Source organism: Sphingobacterium sp. UBA3549 (genome assembly GCF_002376635.1).
In the GTDB taxonomy this organism is placed as follows: domain Bacteria; phylum Bacteroidota; class Bacteroidia; order Sphingobacteriales; family Sphingobacteriaceae; genus Sphingobacterium.
Genome location: NZ_DFOE01000038.1, coordinates 170,223 through 193,298, shown reverse-complemented (window position 1 = coordinate 193,298; position 23,076 = coordinate 170,223). Strand labels below are relative to the sequence as shown.

Annotated in this window: 23 protein-coding genes; 4 read left to right on the top strand and 19 right to left on the bottom strand. The window is 39.4% G+C overall.

Features of this window, described 5'->3' with window-relative positions:
• Positions 1 to 232: 232 nt before the first annotated feature.
• The 4 genes from B2W36_RS21940 to B2W36_RS21925 all read right to left on the bottom strand — a co-directional run bounded on the left by B2W36_RS21940 (position 233) and on the right by B2W36_RS21925 (position 5,424).
• Positions 233 to 1,573: a serine hydrolase domain-containing protein gene (locus tag B2W36_RS21940; RefSeq protein ID WP_293889570.1), complete on the bottom strand. Its 1,341-nt coding sequence runs from the start codon at positions 1,571 to 1,573 to the stop codon at positions 233 to 235.
• A gap of 418 nt (positions 1,574 to 1,991) precedes the next feature.
• The gene (locus B2W36_RS21935; protein WP_293884889.1) at positions 1,992 to 2,393 is read right to left on the bottom strand and encodes a hypothetical protein; all 402 of its coding nucleotides are present in this window, start codon (positions 2,391 to 2,393) and stop codon (positions 1,992 to 1,994) included.
• A 506-nt stretch (positions 2,394 to 2,899) separates the two neighbouring features.
• The gene (locus tag B2W36_RS21930; protein ID WP_293884888.1) at positions 2,900 to 4,051 is read right to left on the bottom strand and encodes a TlpA family protein disulfide reductase; all 1,152 of its coding nucleotides are present in this window, start codon (positions 4,049 to 4,051) and stop codon (positions 2,900 to 2,902) included.
• 980 nt (positions 4,052 to 5,031) lie between these two features.
• Complete coding sequence (locus B2W36_RS21925; protein WP_293884887.1) at positions 5,032 to 5,424, bottom strand: winged helix-turn-helix transcriptional regulator; 393 nt, start codon at positions 5,422 to 5,424, stop codon at positions 5,032 to 5,034.
• Between the two features lie 109 nt (positions 5,425 to 5,533).
• Here B2W36_RS21925 and B2W36_RS21920 point away from each other — a divergent pair, with 109 nt between their 5' ends.
• Positions 5,534 to 6,412 carry an SDR family oxidoreductase gene (locus B2W36_RS21920; protein WP_293884886.1) on the top strand — a complete coding sequence of 293 codons (879 nt, stop codon included), beginning with the start codon at positions 5,534 to 5,536 and terminating at the stop codon, positions 6,410 to 6,412.
• Positions 6,413 to 6,660: 248 nt separating this feature from the next.
• Here the strand turns inward: B2W36_RS21920 and B2W36_RS21915 are convergent, their stop codons facing one another.
• Positions 6,661 to 7,857: a GTP-binding protein gene (locus tag B2W36_RS21915; RefSeq protein ID WP_293889569.1), complete on the bottom strand. Its 1,197-nt coding sequence runs from the start codon at positions 7,855 to 7,857 to the stop codon at positions 6,661 to 6,663.
• Positions 7,858 to 7,868: 11 nt separating this feature from the next.
• A complete protein-coding gene (locus B2W36_RS21910; protein WP_293889568.1) occupies positions 7,869 to 8,096 on the bottom strand; it encodes a hypothetical protein in 228 nt (75 codons plus the stop codon).
• A 245-nt stretch (positions 8,097 to 8,341) separates the two neighbouring features.
• Between B2W36_RS21910 and B2W36_RS21905 the strand changes: the two genes are divergently transcribed.
• The 3 genes from B2W36_RS21905 (at position 8,342) to B2W36_RS21895 (ending at position 11,209) form a co-directional block, all read left to right on the top strand.
• The gene (locus B2W36_RS21905; RefSeq protein WP_293889567.1) at positions 8,342 to 9,109 is read left to right on the top strand and encodes an MbnP family protein; all 768 of its coding nucleotides are present in this window, start codon (positions 8,342 to 8,344) and stop codon (positions 9,107 to 9,109) included.
• A gap of 1 nt (position 9,110) precedes the next feature.
• On the top strand, positions 9,111 to 9,941 hold the full coding sequence (locus B2W36_RS21900; RefSeq protein ID WP_293889566.1) for a DUF4595 domain-containing protein: 831 nt from the start codon (positions 9,111 to 9,113) through the stop codon (positions 9,939 to 9,941).
• A 182-nt stretch (positions 9,942 to 10,123) separates the two neighbouring features.
• Positions 10,124 to 11,209, top strand: a complete 1,086-nt coding sequence (locus tag B2W36_RS21895) for a hypothetical protein (protein ID WP_293889565.1) — start codon at positions 10,124 to 10,126, stop codon at positions 11,207 to 11,209.
• Between the two features lie 72 nt (positions 11,210 to 11,281).
• On the opposite strand, the gene B2W36_RS21890 is transcribed toward B2W36_RS21895, so the two are convergent.
• The 13 genes from B2W36_RS21890 to B2W36_RS21830 form a co-directional block, all read right to left on the bottom strand.
• The gene (locus tag B2W36_RS21890) at positions 11,282 to 11,551 is read right to left on the bottom strand and encodes a hypothetical protein (protein WP_293889564.1); all 270 of its coding nucleotides are present in this window, start codon (positions 11,549 to 11,551) and stop codon (positions 11,282 to 11,284) included.
• 124 nt (positions 11,552 to 11,675) lie between these two features.
• A complete protein-coding gene (locus B2W36_RS21885; RefSeq protein WP_293889563.1) occupies positions 11,676 to 13,022 on the bottom strand; it encodes a c-type cytochrome in 1,347 nt (448 codons plus the stop codon).
• A gap of 19 nt (positions 13,023 to 13,041) precedes the next feature.
• Positions 13,042 to 14,508: a c-type cytochrome gene (locus B2W36_RS21880; protein ID WP_293889562.1), complete on the bottom strand. Its 1,467-nt coding sequence runs from the start codon at positions 14,506 to 14,508 to the stop codon at positions 13,042 to 13,044.
• Between the two features lie 196 nt (positions 14,509 to 14,704).
• Entirely contained in the window at positions 14,705 to 15,571 is an 867-nt protein-coding gene (locus B2W36_RS21875; protein ID WP_293884881.1) for a helix-turn-helix domain-containing protein, read from the bottom strand.
• A 38-nt stretch (positions 15,572 to 15,609) separates the two neighbouring features.
• A complete protein-coding gene (locus tag B2W36_RS21870) occupies positions 15,610 to 15,996 on the bottom strand; it encodes a hypothetical protein (protein ID WP_293889561.1) in 387 nt (128 codons plus the stop codon).
• Between the two features lie 8 nt (positions 15,997 to 16,004).
• A complete protein-coding gene (locus tag B2W36_RS21865; protein WP_293884879.1) occupies positions 16,005 to 16,502 on the bottom strand; it encodes a c-type cytochrome in 498 nt (165 codons plus the stop codon).
• 21 nt (positions 16,503 to 16,523) lie between these two features.
• The gene (locus B2W36_RS21860) at positions 16,524 to 17,459 is read right to left on the bottom strand and encodes a transporter (RefSeq protein WP_293889560.1); all 936 of its coding nucleotides are present in this window, start codon (positions 17,457 to 17,459) and stop codon (positions 16,524 to 16,526) included.
• Positions 17,460 to 17,466: 7 nt separating this feature from the next.
• Positions 17,467 to 18,528: a cytochrome-c peroxidase gene (locus tag B2W36_RS21855; protein ID WP_293884877.1), complete on the bottom strand. Its 1,062-nt coding sequence runs from the start codon at positions 18,526 to 18,528 to the stop codon at positions 17,467 to 17,469.
• Between the two features lie 2 nt (positions 18,529 to 18,530).
• Positions 18,531 to 19,397: an MbnP family protein gene (locus B2W36_RS21850; RefSeq protein WP_293889559.1), complete on the bottom strand. Its 867-nt coding sequence runs from the start codon at positions 19,395 to 19,397 to the stop codon at positions 18,531 to 18,533.
• Between the two features lie 34 nt (positions 19,398 to 19,431).
• Positions 19,432 to 20,520 (bottom strand): cytochrome-c peroxidase, encoded by a 1,089-nt coding sequence (locus B2W36_RS21845; protein WP_293889558.1) that lies wholly within the window; start codon positions 20,518 to 20,520, stop codon positions 19,432 to 19,434.
• A gap of 10 nt (positions 20,521 to 20,530) precedes the next feature.
• Positions 20,531 to 21,379: an MbnP family protein gene (locus tag B2W36_RS21840; RefSeq protein ID WP_293889557.1), complete on the bottom strand. Its 849-nt coding sequence runs from the start codon at positions 21,377 to 21,379 to the stop codon at positions 20,531 to 20,533.
• Between the two features lie 114 nt (positions 21,380 to 21,493).
• A complete protein-coding gene (locus tag B2W36_RS21835) occupies positions 21,494 to 22,342 on the bottom strand; it encodes a FixH family protein (RefSeq protein WP_293889556.1) in 849 nt (282 codons plus the stop codon).
• Positions 22,343 to 22,356: 14 nt separating this feature from the next.
• The gene (locus B2W36_RS21830) at positions 22,357 to 23,010 is read right to left on the bottom strand and encodes an SCO family protein (RefSeq protein WP_293889555.1); all 654 of its coding nucleotides are present in this window, start codon (positions 23,008 to 23,010) and stop codon (positions 22,357 to 22,359) included.
• Between the last annotated feature and the right edge of the window lie 66 nt (positions 23,011 to 23,076).

Here is a 23,076-nt window from a genome sequence, read left to right as displayed (position 1 = left end):
ACAGTTCAGTTTACACTACCGTCCATTGGTTTCTTTTGAGATTTCTTCGGCGCTGAAATTATGATCTTTCTGATATTTGATAACCGCAGCTCGAACCAATGCCTCATTCAACATCGTTTGTCAGCTACCGTACGCCTGCCGGTTCATTTTTTCCTTCACGACGCTATATAATTTTACACCGCTTTCCCTAAAAATTGTCGTGTCTTCTATCGGAAAATGTCAAATTGAATCTTTATATTCTCGTAAATTCAAGCACCAAGTCTCCATCTTTCAACAACAAGCATTGTTCGTCGGGCATAAACTCTAAAATGCTACCTTCATCATCATACACAAATGTATAGTCTGACTTATAGCGATAAGGAACATACATCTGTCCATTGTCTGATAACTGACCGATCAAATTCTTGCCATCTGAAGAAATCGTCATTGTTTGACTCCCCACCTTACATCGATAGGTCCCTGCTATTTTGCGAAACTTGTCCTCAGTCAGGTCTTTTGTTTTATTGAAATCGGGTAAGATGGGATCTCTACCATAAACATATTGAATGAGTGTATTTTGGACTTCGCCTAGGTTAATATTAACGGCGTTACACAAAGTCACGATCCCCAGCTTTTCCGCAGGAAAATACCAATAATCCGAGAAATAATTTTCAATTCTACCACCGTGAATATACCCTATTGGATTCTTAAATCGTGCTTTTTCTATTCCCATTCCGTATTCCCCCTTACTCTCGGGTAACATTAACGCAAGGCTCTCCTTGGAGATTAATTTACCCTCAAACAGTCCTGAAAGAAATCGATTAAGTTCTACAGCTGTAGTCGCTATACCACCGCTAGCGGGATGATTGGAAAAATTTACATTTGAATTTTTAATATATTTATTTTGAATATTATACGATACCGCTTCATGTCTATTGGGATCTGTCTCTGCAGAGAAGTAAGTATTGTTAAGTCTAAGTGGTTTGCATATCTTTTCATTTAACAGTGTAGCGTAAGACTTCTGATATACTTTCTCCAATATAAACCCTAATAGTACATAATTCGTATTGCTGTATTCGAAGGCAGTATTTGGTTCAAAATTGCTTTTAAAATCCTTAATATAGTTAAAAACTTCTGCTTCTGTATGAAATTTCTGGTCCCATATTTCGTTCCCATCGATTTCAGTAAAGTTAACTATGCCACTACGATGCTTCAATAATTGCTCTATAGTGATCTTTTCGGCATTTTTAATTTGGGGATAAAATGTCGAAAGATACGTCTCCAAACGTAGTTTTTGTTCTTCTACAGCCTTGAGAATTAAAACAGCCGTGTAAGTTTTTGTATTGGATGCAATACGGAATTTTGTACTGCTATCGTTTTTTCTTTTAGAATCAACATCGGCATAGCCTATTGAACTTGTATAAAATAGACTATCATTGTGCAGTACCGCTACACTTCCCATCATTTTATTATTTCGGAAAAGATGATCAAAATACGCATTTAACTTTTCTTGCGCTACCAATGTTGTATCGCCGAGAAAAGCAAATAAAACAATAAGCACGGAGATATTCTTACTACATTTTAGCAAACACATATATAAGGGATTTATTGAAAGATCTATTTGTATGTTTTCAATGGTCCAACAGCTGTATTGGATTGCTCTAATTTACATAACTAATTGATTTATTTATTTTATAAAAATATATATCCTTATTATACATAGCGGGAGAAGTATAATACCACGAGGTTAGCGCAAATTTTTATGGAAGCAGACAGCCTCAATAAAGATTGTATTATCTATATGTCAGAAGTATTAAAATTCACATTGCGATTATCCCGAAAATATCGGTTTCGTCATACCATGCCAATAATTTACCAACTCTATAAAGTGTATGCTATCTTTCATAGGTCTATAGCATCGGCCCATAGAAACATCATAGATGAAATTAGCGCTTAATATACCCTCTTAGGTATTGACCAAAATTAGTGGGAGAGTTAAAAGTTAATGAAATCTATTGGTTGTTAGATCGAACCAACCTCTTATTATCGTTACCGTCATTAGGAGAAGCATTCTCCCACTTCATTTCCTTCGTATTCAATTTTTTTATCAGATACTGTTCTGTATATATCTTGCGCTCATCGTAGAGTGTCACCAAAGTCTTATCATTACTTAATACATAGGTTCTGAAAATAGTCGTATCTCGATTTGAAAGCGCATTGTATATATTCTTAATACAGGTCATATCTGAGTTGAATTTGTATGTAACAGAACCATCTACGGCCATTCTAGGATCATCATTTGCGACGGTCCATTTACCGATCAGGTTATCAATGGCTATCTTTTCATCTTTTTTGCAAGAGCCAAGAACGACAGCAATTAAGGCTGGAAGCAGAACTCTGTATTTTCTTTTCATAACTTATTGATTATTTATATATCAACAATACGAGTGAATTTGAAAATATGCTACAGTAATGTTTATAATCTCCATCTTGTCCATGTAAATACATATTACAAAATTGCATGCTGCTAGTCATTACATATTCCTTTATCAAAGTTTTGTAGCTGATCAAACAGCGAATAAGGTGGGAATCCAACCTCAGCAAAAATTGAATTAATTCAAACAGCGTAATAAAGTAATAAACGACATAAATCAGCACATCAAAAGAAATTTATCTTAGAAGAGGGCGTAATATTTCCTAAGCAGTTTTTATGAATAACCACGAACGGATGCTATCCGAATTGGGATTCGATTCTTAAGTCAAACTTACAGGGAGACAAACATGATTTACAAAATATATTTCTAAGAATACGGATACATTGGATCGTTTTGAAGATAAATTAAACACGTGCCTGATAAACATCGATCGATTAGAACATTTTACTTTTAAGATTACAATTAGTTGATGACGGAGCAGAAATTTAGAAAGTACTATACTTTCTAAGTATGGCATTTATCTTTTCCATGTCAATCCTTCCTCCAGTCTTGTAGTAAACGATCTTACCATTTTGGTCCAAAAGAACCAGCCTAGGAATGCTGGTAAAACCAAGAGAATTACTCAGTATACCCCCGCGGTCAAAACCGTGAACCCAGTTCATCTCATTTTCTTTAACACTTTTTAAGAAGCTTACTGAATCACGATCTATTGAAATGCTTACTATCTTCAACAATTCCTTTGAAAAAGTTTCACGTAAAAGTCTTAAGTCAGGAATTTGTGCTACGCAAGGGCCACACCAACTTGCCCAAAAATCCATTAGCACAAAGCGTTCACGTTGATTCTTTAAAAAAATGGTATCCCCATAGATATCTTTAAAATAAATATTTGGCATCATGTCTCCTTCTTTAATAAGTATTGGAGTGATTTTGTGTTCTATATCTTGGGCTATCTGTTTACCTTCCACAGTTAATCTAAACTCACTAGGAAACGTCCGTTTGTAGTAATCCAGTAGATTTTTATAATAATCAGAATCATCTTCGACTGAAAGTGTTGGAAAGAGAACTTGTTCCTTAAAGTATAGAAAAGAGAAAAAGTCGTCTGGGTAAGATGCTAATAGAGCCATTGATTTTACATTCATTTCTTTCGTTAATTTCTTCAGTGCAAATTTGACGGAATCGTTCGTGCGAATTTCGGATCCATGTTTGCTCCATAACTCACTAAGTTGGAAGTTCTCTGTTTTTAGATCGCTTCTTAGTTTGCGAAAAATTGGACTGGAGACTGTATCATAAATCGGTGTAATATTGCCTGTTTGATCAGAATAAAAAGGAAAATCCACTCTACTTGAATCATAATGTATATTTATAGTAGGTATTTGATTTTTAATGAAATAATCATAATATTTACCCTTATATGAAATTGAGATTCTTGGGTAAGGTGTATAAGAAGCTCTCTCTAGCAGCATCAGCGTATCTTCCTGACGCGCTTTGATAAAATCTTTCACGAGACCATCATCAAAATGCATATTAAACAGCTCTCTATTTATACCTTCAAGGTGTATTTTAAGCTTAACGTTCTCTTGGCCCCATAAAAGTGGACTAGGCATTAGGAGGAAGAAGAAAAAGTGAATTAAACGCATATATTTTTTATAATAGTTTGAAAAAGGCGTTAAAAATATAGCGCCAAATATTGATTACGGATAGCAATGAACTCCAGATACTTCACCTTGAGATCTTATGTAAATAGACTTCAAAATGAAGATAATCATTTGAACCTAGAAAAATTTTTGAAAATTGATAAACAGCGAATTGGCTCCCTGTTTTTGACGAATTCGCCCATCATTTACTCAAGCTTCTAGATGCACATCAGGCGCGTTAAATATCTATTTAGAAACGACAGCTATCCCAAATAATGGTATTGAACTATCAGAGCCTATCGATAATCGGACATGCATTTTTTATCTATGACTATCTATTTGCGCCAAATTAATTATCCAATTGCAGATTTAGAAACGCCTTTAGTATAAGTTGCAAGAGACAAATAGATATTTTATCACTTTAAACCGATAGTACTAAGCAGCGATACTACTATTCTAAATCAAGGCATTATTTACAAGAAAACAGATAATATTCGGTATACAAAATACGGTTGTAGTCAATGGATCTTATTTTGATTTGGAATAACTGAATGTTTGTTTCTATTTAGTAGTATTTATTTTATTTATGGCCAAAATCGAAATAACTGCCTTTAAACGAACCTTATATTATGAAACTTAGAAACATTGTTTTCAAGAATAAAAATTCTGAGCCAATCACCAATGATTCTCAGGGTATAGAACATCTGGCGAAAACTTTACCTTGGAATTCTGCGAAAAGCGTATTGGGATGACGATTAAAGACTATAAGCATAGCTTGCAAAGAAAAGTCTTTTAAAAATTTCCCAACGGAAGACGGACTACCGGCTAATAATGTCAACTCAATCATGGAAGACCGTAAGGGAAAAATGTGATTTGGATTATATGGACTTGATATGGACTAATTTAGACAGTGTTGTCAATAGAGATTTCAAGCATTCCTCCCGATATAATCAGATGGGGCGAAGCTATGGCAAGCATCAATTCTATATTTCGCTACCGCCATCGCTGACAGGAATAGGATCGTTTTTGATCGTTAATTCTCTGTGTGTAAGTCCCCATCCAATCATTGCTTCGATAATACCCATCATATTCTTTCCAGATGCCGTCAGATTGTACTCGATAATATGATCTACTTCGGTTCTTTCCACAATACCATTGATCTCTAATTCCTTCAATTCTTTGGAAAGCATTTTAGGCGTTATTTTAAGCACGTTATCTTTTAAATCTTTGAAACGGGTATTCTTACGAAAAAGGGAGGCAATGATGGGCAATTTCCATTTACCGCTCACTACATTTAAAGTATCCATTAATGCCAAAACATAACTGCGTGGACATGCTTCAGATCCACTATTGATTATTTCTTCAAAACTTTTCATTATCAGCTAAAAGATTTGGTATACATATGTATACCGTTAATTGTGTCTCCAAAAGTCGAATAGACGTAATGGCTTTTCTAACTTTGTAAAGTTAAAAAAATATATTATTATGATGTTAATAACAGGAGCAACAGGACAATTCGGTGGTAAAGCTGTCGAACATTTACTAAATAAGGGGGTTCAACCTTCCGAAATTACGCTATTGGTTAGAGACGCGGAGAAAGCAAAAAGATTCGAAGCAAAAGGAATAAATATACGTATCGGAGATTATCAGAATGAAGCTTCATTAATGATGGCGATGCAGGATATAGACAAATTGTTTTTGGTATCTAGTAATGATAAACAGGCCTACGAAAACCGCACCGTTCACCACAAAGCAGTAATCGATGCTGCAAAACAAGCAAATGTAAAACATATCGTCTATACCTCTTTTGTTCGTGTTCCGGGATTTGAACAATCTGCTATCGCAGGTTTTCAGCAATCGCACGTAGATACAGAAGCTACTTTAAAAGATAGCGGCATAACGTACACCATCCTTCAAAATGGTATTTATTTTGAAATGCTCTCTATTTTTACCGGTGCTGATGTTGCCAAAAATGGTACGATATTATTCCCGGCAGGTGATGGAAAAGCAAGTTATGTTTTACGTGAAGAACTGGCAGAGGCCGCAGCTCACGTTTTGACTACCGAAGGACACGAAAACAAAACCTATTCACTAACAAATACTACATCCTTTAACTTTAACGATGTCGCCGAAGCAATAGGAAATACTATAGGTAAGGGTATAAACTATGTATCGCCTGATGTAGCCGAATATGAGGCTATACTAAAACAGGCAAATGTGCCGGAAGCATTCGTAGGTGTTTTTAGTATGTGGGCGATGGCTCAAGCACAAGGAACCATGGATGTTGAAGATGATACATTGGAACAATTTTTAGGAAGAAAACCAACGTCACTGCAACAATTCATTAACATACTGTACAAATAATACTCATTTGCCCCAATTAACTTTAAAGGCTAATTGGGGCTCTGTTCCACAATAGAATTTACTAGATAGATATATGAGTTATTTCAATCCTATTCAAATGGAAGAATGCATTGATGACCTATCAGTGAAAGGACCCTAAAATACATTTAACTAAGCTTTGTAGCTCATGTTTTACGTAGATTGCCAATATGTTCTTAAAAACAGAACAAGCTTCCAGAATCTAAATAGCGGTAATATTGATAGTATTTTTAAAGATTTTTAGGAAATTCATCCTTCCACCAAGTGAAGCGCCAATCATCAGCTTCTTCTTCGGTCAGCAAACACGCTTCCAACTCCTGAAGATATTTATCCTTTTCCAAATGTTGTCCTATAAAAACTAATTCATTTTTACGATCCTCCCATTCTGGATGCCAACGCTTTAGTAAATCAGCCCTTATCTCGTGATAAATCGGATATTGATAGCGCATTTCTTCGGGCATACTACTCCACCAAGAGCCCGCACTCTCTAAACGGACACTTCCACCGGCCTGGCTAAAACTAATTGCCGTATCGGGTCTTGACGCTAACCAAAAAAGGCCCTTTGCGCGGATTATATTATGGGGATAATGCTCATTTAAATAGCGATGTAACCGCTGTGGATGAAAGGGCCGCTGCGAACGAAAGACAAATGATGAAATTCCATACTCTTCTGTTTCGGGAACATGATCTGCCTCAAGCTCCTTTAACCAACCTGCTGATGCAGATGCTTCTTCAAAATCGAACCTATCAGTACCCATAATTTCTGTGGGATCGACCTGTCCAAATTGAGTTCTTATTAGCTTGGCCCCAGGATTGAGTTTACCAATAGCTGCTTCTAAAGTTCCTATTGTTTCCTCTGATACAAGATCTGCTTTGTTTAAAACAATAACATTTGCAAACTCTATTTGATCTGTCAATAGATTCACAATTGTCCTATTATCCATATCATCATCAGCCAATTTCCTATCCAACAAAGTGTCTGCACTACCGAAATCCTTAGAGAAATTGAAACAATCTACCACAGTGACCATTGTATCAATATAACTAAAAGATGAAAGATCAATCCCATTATTAGGATCAACGTAACTAAATGTTTGAGCAACAGGAATCGGCTCGGATATCCCTGTACTTTCAATTAGGAGATAATCAAACCGATTTTCTTTTGCTAAGCGCTCAACCTCAATCATCAAATCTTCCCTTAACGTGCAACAGATGCATCCGTTACTCATTTCAACAAGTTTTTCCTCAGTACGGGAAAGAACATTTTCACGCTCAACAGACTGTGCATCTATATTTACTTCACTCATATCATTTACGATCACGGCAACCTTTTTACCTTCCTTGTTATGCAACACGTGATTTAACAATGATGTTTTGCCAGCACCTAAGAAGCCACTTAAGACTGTAACCGGTAATTTATTTTCCATTTTGATCAAAATTAATTTTTACTTGTATGCTCCTCTAAATCAGCAACTACTTTCATCCAGTCTTTGATATTCTCAAGATGTTCTTTCCCGTAATTAGCTACAAAACGTTGCGTTTCGGTATTTGAATAGTCGTTATAGATAGCTAACCGGCTTTTGACAAAATCTACCGTTAATGGAATACCACATTTCTTTTCGATACACGATTTCCAGTCTTCAAAGTTTTTAGGAATTATATTCATTGTCTTCTATTTATAAACAAAAGTAATTACAATAATCCATAAAAGCAATTTAGTTGCATTTAAAAAATAATAGAGCGATGCTTGTCTATAAAATTCACGAGTCTCTATCTAAGGGGATATGGATTATGCACGAAAACAAAACTCATTCGCACGTTTTGTAAAACGTCAATGGCGTAGAGGATTGATATTTTTGCAGTATTACTTACAACATAAAAATAGAACCCAATAAACAAAAACTATTCACCATGCTAAAATCAACTCTTAAATCGTTATTGATCTATGCTCCCCTGCTATCACTCATCTCCTGCAGCAAAGAAAAAGAAATAATAACAAACAACAGCTCTTTAGAACTGATATTCGATAATCGGGTTGGTAACGAGGATTTTGCTATCAATAAGACCTATAACATCGATGGAAAAAACTACACATTTGACAGCTTTAGATACTGGATCAGCAATATAAAGCTAGAGGCTCTGGACGGCTCATGGTATGAAGTTCCAAATGCATATTACCTGATTGAAGAAACTAGCGAGGTAGCAGTACAGGAAGGGCAATATACCTACCCCGCCAATAAGCGGGAAAGTATCACATTAAATAACATTCCAAAAAACACCTATAAATCCATATCGTTTGCTGTAGGGGTAGATGAAAAACGCAACAACAACCTCAGCGATGCAATTGGTGAATTGTCAGCCATGAAAGGTATGACCAACGTATCCTGGATGTGGCATACGAGCTATATATTTAGTAGTCTCAAAGGAATGGTTGTCGATAAGACATCCAAGGTACTCAAAATTGAGACTGGACTGAACGAAAACTACCGGACAATCACCGTGAAAAAGGATATAAACCTTGCGAAAGACGGCAAAGAAATAATAAAATTTGAGGGTGATGTAGCCACTATTCTTCAGGCAGTAGACAGCTGGAATAATCCTGCTGTGGCAGCATCAACTCCAGAGCTGATGGAAAAAGCAGCAGAGGCCTTCAAAAACAACTTCTTCAAATTAAAATAAAATGACTTTTACAATCAAAAAATTATTCGCCGTAGCACTTACAGCCTCAACCCTATTTATGGGGTGTTCAAAAGACGAAAAAACAACCGAGTCTCCACATGAACCTGAGTCAATCTGTATACTCCAAGACTACTCGTCCAAATGGTATATGGGTGACCGGGAAGGAAAATTAGTAACAACCAAGTTTAAGAACGATGCCGATAACCGAATAATCATCGGTTCAGTCGACAGCAATCCTATGTCATTCGAGTACTATAATGATAAAATTATCATAAAATATTTTGTTTTTGAAGAACCTTATGTATCTATCGATGAATACAAACTCAATAACAAGGGCCTCGCGGTAAGTATGACCCGAAAAATGCACTCTTATAAAGATACGGAATTAAAGACCTATATGGAGCTAAGTTTTGACTATGATCAGAATGATCAACTCAAAGCTATCAAAGAAGGGGACAAACAGGTATTGCTTACCTACCAAAATGGAAACTTGGTCAATGTGTCTGACGGAATAGCCGGAGGAAGCTTTTCGTTGACGTACAATACGGAGAAGCCGTACACAGCCAATCCCCTATTTACCTTATCTCCGTTTTATCATATTCAGACATTGATCAACCGAATACCACAACCCGTCAACCAGACTTTTCCGTGGGGAATTCTGTATGCCGGTGGTTACCTTGGCAAACAGGTGAAAAATCAAATCAAAAGTATTGGATCTTATCATTTTGAATACACAACTGATCAGGATAACAAAATTTTGCACCTGAAAGAAATTAATATGCAAGAAAGCATCGATTCAACCGTGTACAATTTCAATTACCTGTGCAAATAAAACCCTAATTAGTAAGTTTTTTCATCGTTTGTTAATAGAAGTCCCATGGCCGCAATTCCAATGGGACTTCTTTATTACGCAAATACTTTCAATAGGCCTGAATAGCAAAACTAAATGCACGAAAACCGAAACGTAAAGGCGATAACGACTTGGTACTTTTGCACAAACTATTTTTAATAAAAATGAAAAAATTTTATATTTTAAAACTTTCGGGAATGTTCCTTTTTATTGCAACTTCATGCAACAAAGAATACATCACCACTGGTTATCTAGCTCCTTTGGGATTGCCTGATTCGGTATCGTCTGTATATGGTGATACTATTCGTCTGCAGCTTCCGACAGAGTACGATGATAAAGTTTCCATCGAGCTTAATGTAAACCACCCTGGCCAGCAGGTAGACAAAGAGCACTCGCTGCTGCAGCTGGTCAAAGGAGCTGTTGAAATCGACAGAAAATCAAATCAATTGACAATTTATACAGACAAGCTATATCCGACAAATGCTTTCTCGGCAGAATTTCAGAATCAGATACCAAGTTACTACCCAATTGTGTTGACGGCAAACTCCAGTACAGGATTAAAACCCATCACTAAAACTGTCAAGGTCGCAGTAGCCCCATCAAAGATCTACATCAAAAACGTGGAAAACAAAACAGCGGTGCTGTTGCCTTTTGGTCTCTACAGCGAAAAAAATAAATTGTTTGATCTAGCGATTGAGGGTATGGTAGATCCTACAAAGCTGAATTATTCGTTTGCAAGCGATTATGGTAACCAGGACGCCAATATTTCTTTGAACAACAATCAGCTGCTGGTAGGTGATGCTGCCGGAGACAAGGACAAGAAAAAAGAGTTTGTCTACACACTGCGAACGAATGCACGAAAAAACGGTTACCTCGTCGCAACACGTGATATGAAGCTCACGCTTTTACCGGATCCTTCCTTTTTCTATGGAATTTATTACGAACAGTATGATCTAAAGGTAATCTACAATAGATTTGTAATCGCATTAGGAAATGCTTTTACCTCGGATGCTCCGGTATTCAATCCCGAAAAGTACCGAGGAACATTCAAAATCAAGGAAATTCTAAAAGATAATGCTTCTTTTACAGATAAAGACGCACTTTTCTCCATCAATACGCAGACGGGTGTAATATCGCTCAAGAAAAACGGCAGCCTCGATGCAGGAGAATACAAATTAAAAATTGAAACGACGGCTAATAATGGGCTAGTTGCCAGTACGGATTTCACCCTGGTGATGTCGCCGCAATAGCAAAAAATTGATTCGATCAGTAGGCGAATGAGCTAAATTCTGGCCTACTGTCGAATCGAGGTTACGTAAATCTTAATATAATCCTTTGATGAACTGATAGTTTTTCTCCAGTTCTTCATCTTTGGGTCTGAGGGAATTATCTTTTATCATATAAAGGTATAGACTGGAAATATGGATAGCCTGAAATACCACAACTAATGTTGAAAATAAGCCGGAGAGCACGCCCAGCCATAGCTGTGGAGCATGATGGAGATACCATGTCCACGCAAATGCGATCAATAGACAGCTGTCGATAAAATACATCCAAGAAAGATGTGCTTTGGAAACTTTAAACTTGCTCATTGTTAATTTGTTTTTAAGAGTTCGATCAAAATATAAATTACCTGCCCTAAAATAACTGTTAACAGCAGCGTATCGAGAAGTCTATCTTTTTTACGGTTCAATTCTTTAGATTGCATAATAATATTTATTTGACTGATAGTACATACTTGGCTATTTCGCTCAGATCTGCTTCTGAAAGCTGTGGAAATCCGGGCATTTGCGGAAAATCGGCCCTCTTCTTACCCGGTGCTTTAATCCAGTCTTTCAATCCCTTTTCATTGGATCCATAAATCGTAGCCATCTCTGATACAGGAGGCCCTACCAAACGCTGTTTCTCCTTGTGGCAGCTGGCACAGTTCTGCTTGAATAGTGCAGTACCTTTGGCTAAATCTCCTAAAGACGAATCGACTGCAAGTAACTCATTATCGTCAATCGGGTGTTCGCGGGCTTCTTTGCTGAGCTTTTCAAACGCTGCTGTTTTAGCATGCATCAATTGCCGGTGCTTGTCCAGCGCCTGCTCCCGATACATCTGCCGACTTCCGCCATAAATCAATATGAAGATCAATATACTGGTCGCAACCTTCCAGAATTGCGCATCCGCAACCGACTCACTGTTTGCCGACAATGCCTTCCACGAAAACCATAACGCAACCAGCAAGCCAATCCCGCCGCAGACCATAAGTTCAATTACTTCATAGTTAACGCCTTTGGAAGGGAGACTGATCATGACGACCAGTCCGAAAACGAGCTGCAGTCCCAGACCGACCATCGTAATATAATAGCCCAATCTTTTTAATCCCCTTCGGTCCATATTTAGATAAATCCGTTCCACAGGATAGGAAATTCGGCCATTATACCATACAATAAATATACCTGTTACCGTAAGACATGCTCCGATAAACTCCACATAGCGCGGTAGCACATTGGGAAGAATCAGCGCGCTTAGAAAACCCTTTACATAAGCCCAACGTTCGGGAAAGAGCATTAAATTAACATTGGTCAAAAAGATCGTCGGAATAAGCAGAAAGATCAACACTGCCAAGGCTATAATACTTATATGCAAGTATTTATAATTGGCAAGCGCATGCCAGGTATATTTATGCAGATAGGTCAGCAGGAAAGCAACCGTAACCAATGGTATGATCATAAACCATGCTAAGCCTGTCAGTGCATTGGCGGAATAAAAATAGACCGTATATAAGGTATTGATACTTAATAAGGGTGCCACTCCCAATACGACAGCCATACTCTTGTTGACAGTTACAGTTTTGGCTACTTCATAAGCAAAGGTGTCATACTCTTTATTTTTTAGCCCTTTTATTTCCGCCCAAAGGGTCAGTATGCTACCTCCTACCATCAACTTGACGAAGATGATATGCAGCAGAAACGATACGATCAACAAAGTGACGAGCAGCCACTCCGGTAGAGGAAGGTCTAAGGGCATATCTCTTGGTACAGGTGTAGTAGCTCCTTGTAATATATATGTATTCATGTCGAAAATCTCTCTTAAATTATTTTTTTGAAACTAATACGGTGTCACCATAGGCCTTAGAAGCTTGTTCTAGGCTCTGCTTAGGATTAACAACGACACCTTCTGACTGTGCCCCCTGAAGCGGTTCACCGCTCACCTGTAATTCTTTTATGTAGGCTACCAGCGCATCCAGTTCCTTTTTATTGCCCGGAAATGGGGGCATAAATGTTCTTCCCTGATGCATATTCGGAATATAGGAAGCCATGGATTCTTCGTCCAGTGGTTTGCCTTTGCCATACATTTTTTCAAACACATCAACAATAGAATTGATCCCATTACTCGTATGGCAGCGGCTACAGGTGAGCATGAATACATTTTTGCCCGCCTCGATTTTGTTCATTTCGGTCACTTCATTTACACTGGTGTAGGTAGCGTGCTGGAGTATACCATCTTTTTTATAAAGAGAATAGTCCTCTTCGCGAAGTAGATTGGAATACATGTATCCGCCAATAACATAGGGCTTGCGAATAAATTCGCGAACACGTTCGAAGATGCCTAGAAAGCCAAAGACGAGTAGACAGGGAACAAGGACGACTGTAAAATTCACCTTTTTAGGCTTCCAGATCGCCCATAGGGCCAGCAGTATTGATAAAGAGGTGGATCCCACGATGAAGTATTTGAGGATATCATAATACTCCGAGAAATCCATGGACCCCACTGCTGTACTCATATTGGCCTTCATTGCATCGGGCATGGCATGCCAGTAATAAATTGCTCCTGCCAACGCTAATGGCGTCCATCCAAGAATCCATTTTCCGCCTAAACGCACGACCTGTTCACGAAGCTGGGACCCTTTTTTGGTGAATAGCGTTGTAAGCAACATGCCAAATACGCCTCCCATCAGCATGGCAACAGGTGTACGGAAGAAAAGCTGCGGAATATAGATCGGATTGGTGAAACCATTAAATAGACTTTTATGTGTGTTCCAGTTACCTGGATCCATCATAAAACTTAATATCGAAACAATAATAACCATGGTAATCCACGAGGCTACACTCAAAAATGCCCCAAAACGAACATGTTTAAGCTTAGAGCGTAAAGTCTTATTTGCATTCTCCCAGGTCAAATAATAAATCGATATAAGGACAACCTCGGTCACAAAAACTATCCATTCGGTAAACCATGCCCAATAAAATACACGGATCAAACTGCCGATGGAGCTTGGACTTACCAGTGCTACGGTAAACCAGATACCAACCCCTGTCATTGCTCCAATAGTGGTGGTAATGATAAAACCTACCTTCATTTTATTATGGATAAGCCTATCCCACTCCCAATCCGCTATCTGTTCTTTGCCCCCACGTTGTACTCCCTTAAATTCAAGCCAGGTTATATACGGTATAAATCCTACCGCCAATCCGTGATTAATCATGACGTGTATTATCGCCACTGCAGCGATCAAAAATCGGTCATTCAACCAATCTAAATGAAACATTGGAAAATCCATCTCTTATCCTTTTTTACAAAGTTCCGAATGTAGCTGCATTTTAAAGAGAAATAACAGTTCCGATGCATTTGATATTTACCGATATGACTTCAATAAACAGAAGAATAGTTTTGATTTTTCATCCTATCGCCGTAGAAACGAAAAAAGCCTTTTCCATGAATCGGGAAAAGGCTTTGATGAGCTTCATCTATAAATATCACTGTTTGCGCCGAAACTCTTCGGGGCTAACACCTTTCTTAGCTTTAAAGAATGTAATAAAATACGGTACATTATCAAACCCGAGCTCAAAAGCTATTTCCTTTACCGTCTTGAAAGTGTGATAAAGTAAACGCTCTGCTTCGAGCACAATCCTTTCGCGAATCATATTTCCAGAGCTTGCCGACCGTTTTTCTCTGCAGATACGGTTGAGGTAATTGACAGATATGTTGAGCCGGTCAGCATAAAATGATGGAAAGCGGCTCACTTTATAATGTTCATTCACTAATGATTCGAAAAGACTGATCTTCTCTTCCTTTTCATCCATTTTAGTGGAAACTGAATCATTTGCCATATTGCGACCCAACATCTGTAAAAGGATGCTCAAATAATTGCGCAAGACATCTTTTGATCCTACTCTTAGGGAATGAAATTCCTCCTGCATCAATTTCACCAGATGTCTGCATCGATATATCTCATCTTCCCCCAACAAAAAACCGTTTATCGCATTAATCTTCAGAAAATTGAAATACTGAAGTGTGTCGGTATTATATCGCTGCATAAAAAACGTTTCCGTAAAAAGTATTACACAACCTTCAACCGATGCGTTGTGCTGGAAACTACACACGCAATTGGAATTGAGGCTAATAATCTCATTGGGCTCAACAGTACAAATTGTTTTGTCGGCTACCATTAGAAGGCTGCCCTGCGTCAACAAGAGCAGACTGAAAAATGAGCGTGAATGCAGTGTATTCTGGTTACCTTTAGCATGTAAAAATTGGGCTATTGGGATAATCACAATTCCGCTGGAAGAGGAATCAATATCTTCTAATCTTAAAAAATCTAGTTTTTCTTTTCGTATAACCATTGTCTCATATTTAATGTAAAAAATAAATAGGCAAAAGGCTATACGATAGGAGGTTTAAATATGGAAGTGCTTACACCGGGGCATACCGGCATAGCATTCGGGTTGTAATAAGAGATAGTAAGAACCTCAACAACAGGGCAATAGAGGTAGAAATTTGCGGTATGCTGCGCAATGACCAACGTTTCTATACCCTTCATTTTGACGTGTAAATCATTGGCCTGCTGCTCCTGAGTTGACTTTTCACTGAGATAACAGAAACCTTTGCAGGTGGCTGCAGGCATATACCGATAGACACATAAATTTTGTTCAATATAACTCCGGTTAGCCTCAAAACCTATGTACACCCACAACAGATTTGTTGACTGTAGGCAAATAGCCCAAGCCATCATGGTACAAAACAACAATCTGATTTTGTGGGTTTTCATAGGTCGACTTATTTCGAAGCGCTATTACGTTCTCTTAAATATTCCAAAATAGCTCTGGCTTCCTCCTGCTGTAGTCCTAAGCTAATCATCGGTGAACTGAAATCTTTGCTCAGGGCTATTGCATCGGCATCTTTTTCAAGCATAGTGGCAGGATCCAACATCATGTTCATAATCCATTCTGGCGTACGCCGCTTCACCACACCATCCAACGATGGCCCCACTAAAGTGCGTTCAAAATTGTGGCACATGGCACATTTGGAAACAAAGAGCTCTACACCTTTATTGGCTAGCTTTGCATCAAATGGTTTGTGTTCGATAGCGGTAACAGGCCCTACTCCTTTGGACCCATCTGATTTGAAGTCCAACATTGCTGCTTCTGTTGATGCTACAGGTTGGTTTGCTGCTGTACTGCTGCTGCTTTCTTTCTTCTTGTCTCCATTCCCACCGCAGGCGATCATTCCGATGATACCGAGACAGGAAAGAATTACGTTGATTCGTTTGTTCATCTCTCTTTTATGTTATGGTGATTAAAAACTATAGGAAATATGCGTAAGCCAGCGGCCGCCCGATTTAGCGCGGCTGTCGGCAAGATCCTGGGACAATAAGGTCTGATAGTTGGCTCCGACGCTAATTTTACCCATATTGACTTCGACACCGCCTATTCCAGCCATGCTATAGCCTCCTGACTGAGCCACATCATAACGTGCCATGGTGACATCCTTAGGCTGTGTCTCGTACCCCACCCCTAAGTTGGGCGATAGGCGGACTTTATCTTTTATATTGAATTTGTAGTATAGCAATGAATTGACAGAAAATTTGTTACCATACCGGTAATCGTATTTGTTCTCTGTATTCATCTTATAACTAACATTGGTATTGAGTCCCAAATCCATTATGCGGATATCATAAGCCAGATTTAGCATAAAATCTGTACTGGCTGTACCCAGCTGAAAATTGTTGGGCTCATCCTGACTGGCTGATGAACGTTGGGAATTGTCATACTTACCTGTCGGCGCTTTGATTCCCGCACCTACCCAAAGGGAATGGTTGAACATTTTGTTTGACATCGTTCCTCCCATCTCTTCAAACACTTTGTAATAGCCATAGACTACCACATCGCCAAGGCCATTCATCTTCCCCATATCGCCACTTCCAGGGATCTTACGCTCATTGAAATTGTAGGGAACAATCGCCATAACCCGCCAGCGGCTCCCAAAGTTCCATGCTCCCCAGAGTTCCATCGTCTGATAGGTCTCGTCGGCACTGAGTGGTGTACGGCTGCCTGTAGGTCCCAAGTGGGTCTGTAAAGTTTTATATTGGTAACGTACCCCCACAAAACGCTTATTAAACTGTGGCAGGATGCCCAAGTAATAGCTGCCTACGCCACAGCCACAGATATCACATGCCCAAGACGATAAGGGAAATAGTGCAAGAGCAAGTATTATTATTTTTATTCGTTTCATATTGATTTTAGTTTACCACAAAGCCCGTATTTCCAGGTTCTCCCAACATTTTGTTATTTACGAAAGAGGCATCATTTAAGGTTTTTAGGAATGCCAACAGATTGGCTTTCTCTTCATCTGACATCGAGATGCCCAAAGTACCGTCGGCTTTCCGGAATCCCGGGTCCAAGGTTTTGGAATCTACCATGCCGTTACGGTAGTGTTCTAATACCCGGTCCAAGGTCAAGAAACGGCCGTCATGCATATACGGACCTGTATAGGACAAGTTGCGCAGACTTGGTGTCTTGAATTTATAGCGATCATTATGATTCAATGTCACGGTATCTCTACCGATATCGTGGGCATGATTGGGTGATAATCCATTGTTATGGTAATCCCGATCGGTAAATAGTGGCTCAGTATGACAGCGCGAGCAGTTGTTTTGATAAAAGAGATAGCCTTTTTTTTCAGCATCTGTAAAAGAGACTCCGTTTTCCTTCCGCATGACCTGATCATACTTTGAATTGGCACTAATGGCCATTAGCATAAATTGAGACAGCGCCTTAAAGAATCGCTCGTCTGTGATACCTTCGCTACCGAAGGCTTTCTTGAATCGCTGCTGATAATCGGAATCTTTGCGCAGTTTGCTCAGCACATTGCTCACCGACTCATCCATTTCCACAGGATTGGTAATCGCATTGACAGGCGACATATCTAAATCGAAAACACCTCCATCCCAAAAGAACTCCTTTTGCCAGGCCATATTGAAAATAGGCATCGGATTTCGAATGCCCAACCTGTCGTCGATCCCATGGCTCACATCGTGGCCATGGTGGGTAAATGCTGCCGAAAGAATATGGCAGCTACCACAGGCAATGGTATTGTTGCGGGATAGACGCGGCTCATAAAACAGTTGCCGCCCCAACTCAAATACTTCGGATGTAATGGGATTGCGTTCAAATTTATAAACGGGCTCAGGAAAATTTGCAGGACGTACAAATCCAGGGAATATATCCTCTGCAATATCATCTGCTTTATGACAGGCCCAAACCAGGCCTAAAACGAGTGCTAAGACAATAAACTTTTTCATAGTTACAGTTCAGATTCGCTTTTCACGAAGTTTTCGGTGTGATCATGTGTAAACATGGACGTAAAATTATTAGCGATGTTCTGGCTAAATTCGCTGAACATGACATTTGGATGCTGCACAATAGAAAATGTGTAAGGCCCATTGAACAGTTTCATGACATCAACGAACAAATGCACATTGCTTCGCAAGCCTTCGCGGACCTGGGCAATACCAGCCTGATCTAGATCCATCGTAATCTCTTTGATATTGTTTAGTGTGGGTGCTTTGGGGTTGTAGCCACCATAACCGCCAATATGATATTTAAATTGCTTATTACCTGTTGGGTCGCCTTGCTGGTCATCGGAAATTTTGTCACAATACCCTTCTAGTTTGAAGAAAATATAACCTTGATTCCATCCCCAATACATCCCATCATGCCCCTCATCCGGATTAAACGACAGTACGCCCTGACGGGCTTCGGTAGGCATGGTGCTGCGTGCACTATCGACACCGATAATAAATTTCACCCTATTATAGTCGCCCTCAGGAACGTCCACCTTTGCAAATCGTGTCGCTTTCTCCGAGCCCTCGATAAAAAAGTAGCTCTTTTCCTGGGGAACAACATACTCGCTGCCATCAGCTTTGTAAAGCTTTATGTTGCTGATATAATACCGCAATATCTTGATCCGAAAGGTTTCGCCCTTAGCATTTTTATAGGTACGAGGATCAAATCCCAATGTCTCATCGCCAACAATGTTGTCAAATTCGATGGAGAATACACCTTTCTTGGTCTCATCTGGTGCTGGCGCATCCTTTTTGCTGCAACCGGTAGAAAAGATGAGTGTCATTGACAGAATGAACACAGAAATACTAAATTGAATCGTTTTCATATTTTTTTTATTGTTATTTAATCCCTTTGATGTCTTACTTTGGATTAGCATACTTCGCTTCTGATAGTAGTGTTTCGTCGGTAAGACTAGTTAAAAATGCTTTGACCGCTTCTACTTCTTTGTCTGACAGGGGTATGCCCGCATTCCCGTTATCTTGAAAAAGCAGCCGGTCGGTATATTTTGTGCTTTTTATCCCAAATCTGTAATGTTGTAAAACTTCATCAATGGTTGAAAAACGCCCGTCATGCATATACGGAGCGCTAACCATAACGTTGCGTAAAGAAGGCGTTTTATAAGCGCCCAAGTCTTTGCTGTCGTAGCTGATACGATACCTGCCCTTGTAGACCCAATCTTTGGAATCGTCACTAAAATCCGCATCGATTCCATTGTTATGATAATTGTTGTCGGTAAACAGTTCCGAAGAATGGCAGCCTGCGCATTTTGCCTGTACCAGCTGCATACCCAGCAGCTCTTTTTCGCTGAAAGAGACTTTTCTGTCTCCACGTTTGTAGCGGTCATATTTTGAATTGGCCGATATAATCGTCCGCTGAAATTGGGCCAGCGCCTTGACCACGCCGGCGGCCGTGGGATTTTCCCCAAATGCCTCTTTAAAAAGGCTGACATAGGATGGCTTTGCCATCAGCCGATCAACCATTTCTGGAAAATAAATTCCCATTTCATCTTCGTGGGTCAACGGTCCGAAGGCTTGTGATTCTAAATTTTTAGATCCACCGTCCCAGAAAAGTCCATTGTTGGCCCAGGCCAGATTGAACAATGCCGGAGAATGCCGATCCAGGGCTTTGCCCGAAATACCAAGATTGGAAAGGATCAGACCATCCGAGAACGCACGGTCCTGATGATGGCAGCTTGCGCAGCTTACTGTCATCGTTGAGGAAAGTAAGGGTTCATAAAACAGGCGCCGTCCCAGTTCGACGCCTGACTTTGTGAGGGGATTGTCTGGCGTTGCAGCTGGCTGGGGAAAGTTGGCCGGCACTTCCAGTACATAAGCAATATTATCTTTTGGACCAACCGGTTCTACGGCTTCCTTCTGACAGGAAAACATTAAATTGGCCACCAACAAAAAACCAAACTGAAATACCTTAATTCTTTTTGATATTGACATCCCCACTATCTTATTTTGTTTTGGATTCAGTCCCTTTGAAAACTATTGCCTTGGAAAGGAACGTATCGCGCAAGCTTTTCATTAGATCTTTTGTTGTCTGGCTGATGGTATTATTGGCCCAAGGATAAGGTGTCGTTGACAACAGTTCTTTAACATCTACATTGAAATTTATAGTAGAGGTTGTGGTGCCGCTGATTTCAATATTTTTATCAAATGCCACTTCTTTTTCAGCGCCAGTGTATAGCTCATTAGACCCGATATCCCACAACAATGCCTTTTTGTTTGGATTGCCATCCGCCCAATAGATATTTCCTTTGAGGTTCAGAAACTTGTAACTTGTAAACCACATCCATCCGTCGTCAAAGCCCATTCCATTCAGCACGCCCAGTTCACCAGTGGTCAACGAGAAGTTATCGTTATATTTAGGCTCTACACCGATCGAAAATTTGATGCTTTTATACTGCCCTACGGGAATATTTTTTAATTCGATTTCTTCTCTTTTTGTGGCTGGGTATACATCATTGGAATGATCAACGACCAATTCCTGGGTTTCCTCAACCAAATAATATGAATTGGGTACCAGTACTTCCTGTCCGGCGGCATTAATCAATTTGACATTGCTTACCCAATAGCGGAATCTATTAAAATCGAATTGAAGATTGTATGTACCACTTTCATTGGTTAGCTTGTAATCATATTTTTTGTTCAATTCAAAATCCTGATCGCCATACCTTGCATCAAACTTAAGTGTCGCTGTCCCTTGGCTATCCGTAAGAACTTCTTTGACAACTTCTTTCTCACAAGATGAAAGACCAAGACCTGCAATTGCGGTCAATAAAAAGACTAGATTTTTTTTCATTTTAATAATTTATTTTATGTTAGTTGGTTTTAAAACTATCGTAAACCTGGAAGCTATTATAGATTTAAAAAAACAGCCAGAAATTACGATAATCCCTATTTTTAATTTCAATAACTATTTAGTTACCTGAACATGGTACTTGATATCGTCCTGATTTGCTTTCTTCCCGTCTTTCCACAGTTCAACGATGATTTCCCATTGGCCGGCCATGGAAAAGTTGACCTCTCCTTCATAGTAACCATTTCCAATGGCTTCGGCGTCCTTATTCCCTGATGATCCATGCCCCATCGACGGCATATTTGTTGCTAATTTGATACGATATCCATCCAGTGCAGGGAAATGGTGGTCTTCCATTTTGTTCAGCAAAAATTTGATCGGATGCTTTCCCTGCTTTAAGGTATCGGGAAGCAGATTAGATACAAATACGCGGCTATCATCCCGTGTACCGGAGCTCATCGTACGCGTTGTCTTCGCGGCGGATACGGGCAGCTTTATGGCTATGGTATCTTTTTCCCCTTCCTTCTCAAGGATGGTATACAAGTGCCAGCCTGGTCCCATATCCGGTATATCGGCCATGATAAATACCATTGGTCCCCGATACCAACCCTCGCCCAAAGCAATAGGATGTTCAAAAGGTGCTCCATGCTTCATCATTCCCATATCCATCTGTGGGTAATAGTCAAGTAATGAACTATTGTAAGGTTTGCCATCTTTGTCCTTTACCTGTAAATAAATAGTATGATATTTATTGTCAAGTTTATCATCTGCATAGACTTTAAATGTCAGACCATTGTATATGGTATCAGAGATCGAAATAAGCTCAGATTCGTTAGGAATGGCAGATGCCACGGAATCCTCGCCATCAGCCTGTTTTTTGTCGGTATTTTTAGACGAACAAGCGATCGCCGATAAGGCAATTGAAAATGCTATAGTAAATTTGAAAACTAGTTTTGATAAATTCATTAAATTATATTTTGTTATCCTTTATTCAGCAAATGCTGGATATCGGTTATGATTTTTGGAATTGAATCTGTTTTTGTACCATCATACACTGCCCTGATACGAAAATCAGTATCGACAAGTGTAAAAGCGCCGCTATGGTCGAATCCTCCCGGAGCGTTCGGATCTTCCTGCGCGAACGAGAAATAACCGCCAGCACCAGCTAGCTTGTACACCTCGGCTTTCGGACCATTCAGGAAAAGCCAATTGGAAGGTGCTCCCAGCTCTGCAGCATAACGCTTCAATATATAGGGCCTGTCGTATTTAGGGTCTACCGTGTGTGATACAATGACAACGCGGGGTTCATTCACAAAGTGTTTTGCGATTTGGAGTAAATTGCGGGAAGTGACCGGACAGATCGTGGGACAACGTGTGAAAAAGAAATCTGCTAGATAGATTTTTCCTTTCAATGTTTTTTTAGACACGATGGTACTGTCCTGATCAACCAATGCAAAATCAGGTATTGTATGGTATAGGGTATCTATAACCTTGGTTCCGCCCCTATCAGTTTCAGTAATCTCTCTTTCACCTAAAATGGGTAATCGATCTGAAATAGATGATGGCTTACATGCAATAAATTGGCATGCTAAAAATAAGGTCACAGATATTCCTATACGGGAATATGTGCTCATGATCTCTTGATTTAATTATTTTTGACACTCGCAATTGAAAAAGCCATCTCGTTGAATAGCTTATCA

What these genes read in the sequence shown, in the direction of transcription:
- B2W36_RS21940 (WP_293889570.1), bottom strand. Translation starts at nt 1,573, where the DNA reads ATGTGTTTGCTAAAATGTAGTAAGAATATCTCCGTGCTTATTGTTTTA.
- B2W36_RS21935 (WP_293884889.1), bottom strand. Translation starts at nt 2,393, where the DNA reads ATGAAAAGAAAATACAGAGTTCTGCTTCCAGCCTTAATTGCTGTCGTT.
- B2W36_RS21930 (WP_293884888.1), bottom strand. Translation starts at nt 4,051, where the DNA reads ATGCGTTTAATTCACTTTTTCTTCTTCCTCCTAATGCCTAGTCCACTT.
- B2W36_RS21925 (WP_293884887.1), bottom strand. Translation starts at nt 5,424, where the DNA reads ATGAAAAGTTTTGAAGAAATAATCAATAGTGGATCTGAAGCATGTCCA.
- B2W36_RS21920 (WP_293884886.1), top strand. Translation starts at nt 5,534, where the DNA reads ATGATGTTAATAACAGGAGCAACAGGACAATTCGGTGGTAAAGCTGTC.
- B2W36_RS21915 (WP_293889569.1), bottom strand. Translation starts at nt 7,857, where the DNA reads ATGGAAAATAAATTACCGGTTACAGTCTTAAGTGGCTTCTTAGGTGCT.
- B2W36_RS21910 (WP_293889568.1), bottom strand. Translation starts at nt 8,096, where the DNA reads ATGAATATAATTCCTAAAAACTTTGAAGACTGGAAATCGTGTATCGAA.
- B2W36_RS21905 (WP_293889567.1), top strand. Translation starts at nt 8,342, where the DNA reads ATGCTAAAATCAACTCTTAAATCGTTATTGATCTATGCTCCCCTGCTA.
- B2W36_RS21900 (WP_293889566.1), top strand. Translation starts at nt 9,111, where the DNA reads ATGACTTTTACAATCAAAAAATTATTCGCCGTAGCACTTACAGCCTCA.
- B2W36_RS21895 (WP_293889565.1), top strand. Translation starts at nt 10,124, where the DNA reads ATGAAAAAATTTTATATTTTAAAACTTTCGGGAATGTTCCTTTTTATT.
- B2W36_RS21890 (WP_293889564.1), bottom strand. Translation starts at nt 11,551, where the DNA reads ATGAGCAAGTTTAAAGTTTCCAAAGCACATCTTTCTTGGATGTATTTT.
- B2W36_RS21885 (WP_293889563.1), bottom strand. Translation starts at nt 13,022, where the DNA reads ATGAATACATATATATTACAAGGAGCTACTACACCTGTACCAAGAGAT.
- B2W36_RS21880 (WP_293889562.1), bottom strand. Translation starts at nt 14,508, where the DNA reads ATGGATTTTCCAATGTTTCATTTAGATTGGTTGAATGACCGATTTTTG.
- B2W36_RS21875 (WP_293884881.1), bottom strand. Translation starts at nt 15,571, where the DNA reads ATGGTTATACGAAAAGAAAAACTAGATTTTTTAAGATTAGAAGATATT.
- B2W36_RS21870 (WP_293889561.1), bottom strand. Translation starts at nt 15,996, where the DNA reads ATGAAAACCCACAAAATCAGATTGTTGTTTTGTACCATGATGGCTTGG.
- B2W36_RS21865 (WP_293884879.1), bottom strand. Translation starts at nt 16,502, where the DNA reads ATGAACAAACGAATCAACGTAATTCTTTCCTGTCTCGGTATCATCGGA.
- B2W36_RS21860 (WP_293889560.1), bottom strand. Translation starts at nt 17,459, where the DNA reads ATGAAACGAATAAAAATAATAATACTTGCTCTTGCACTATTTCCCTTA.
- B2W36_RS21855 (WP_293884877.1), bottom strand. Translation starts at nt 18,528, where the DNA reads ATGAAAAAGTTTATTGTCTTAGCACTCGTTTTAGGCCTGGTTTGGGCC.
- B2W36_RS21850 (WP_293889559.1), bottom strand. Translation starts at nt 19,397, where the DNA reads ATGAAAACGATTCAATTTAGTATTTCTGTGTTCATTCTGTCAATGACA.
- B2W36_RS21845 (WP_293889558.1), bottom strand. Translation starts at nt 20,520, where the DNA reads ATGTCAATATCAAAAAGAATTAAGGTATTTCAGTTTGGTTTTTTGTTG.
- B2W36_RS21840 (WP_293889557.1), bottom strand. Translation starts at nt 21,379, where the DNA reads ATGAAAAAAAATCTAGTCTTTTTATTGACCGCAATTGCAGGTCTTGGT.
- B2W36_RS21835 (WP_293889556.1), bottom strand. Translation starts at nt 22,342, where the DNA reads ATGAATTTATCAAAACTAGTTTTCAAATTTACTATAGCATTTTCAATT.
- B2W36_RS21830 (WP_293889555.1), bottom strand. Translation starts at nt 23,010, where the DNA reads ATGAGCACATATTCCCGTATAGGAATATCTGTGACCTTATTTTTAGCA.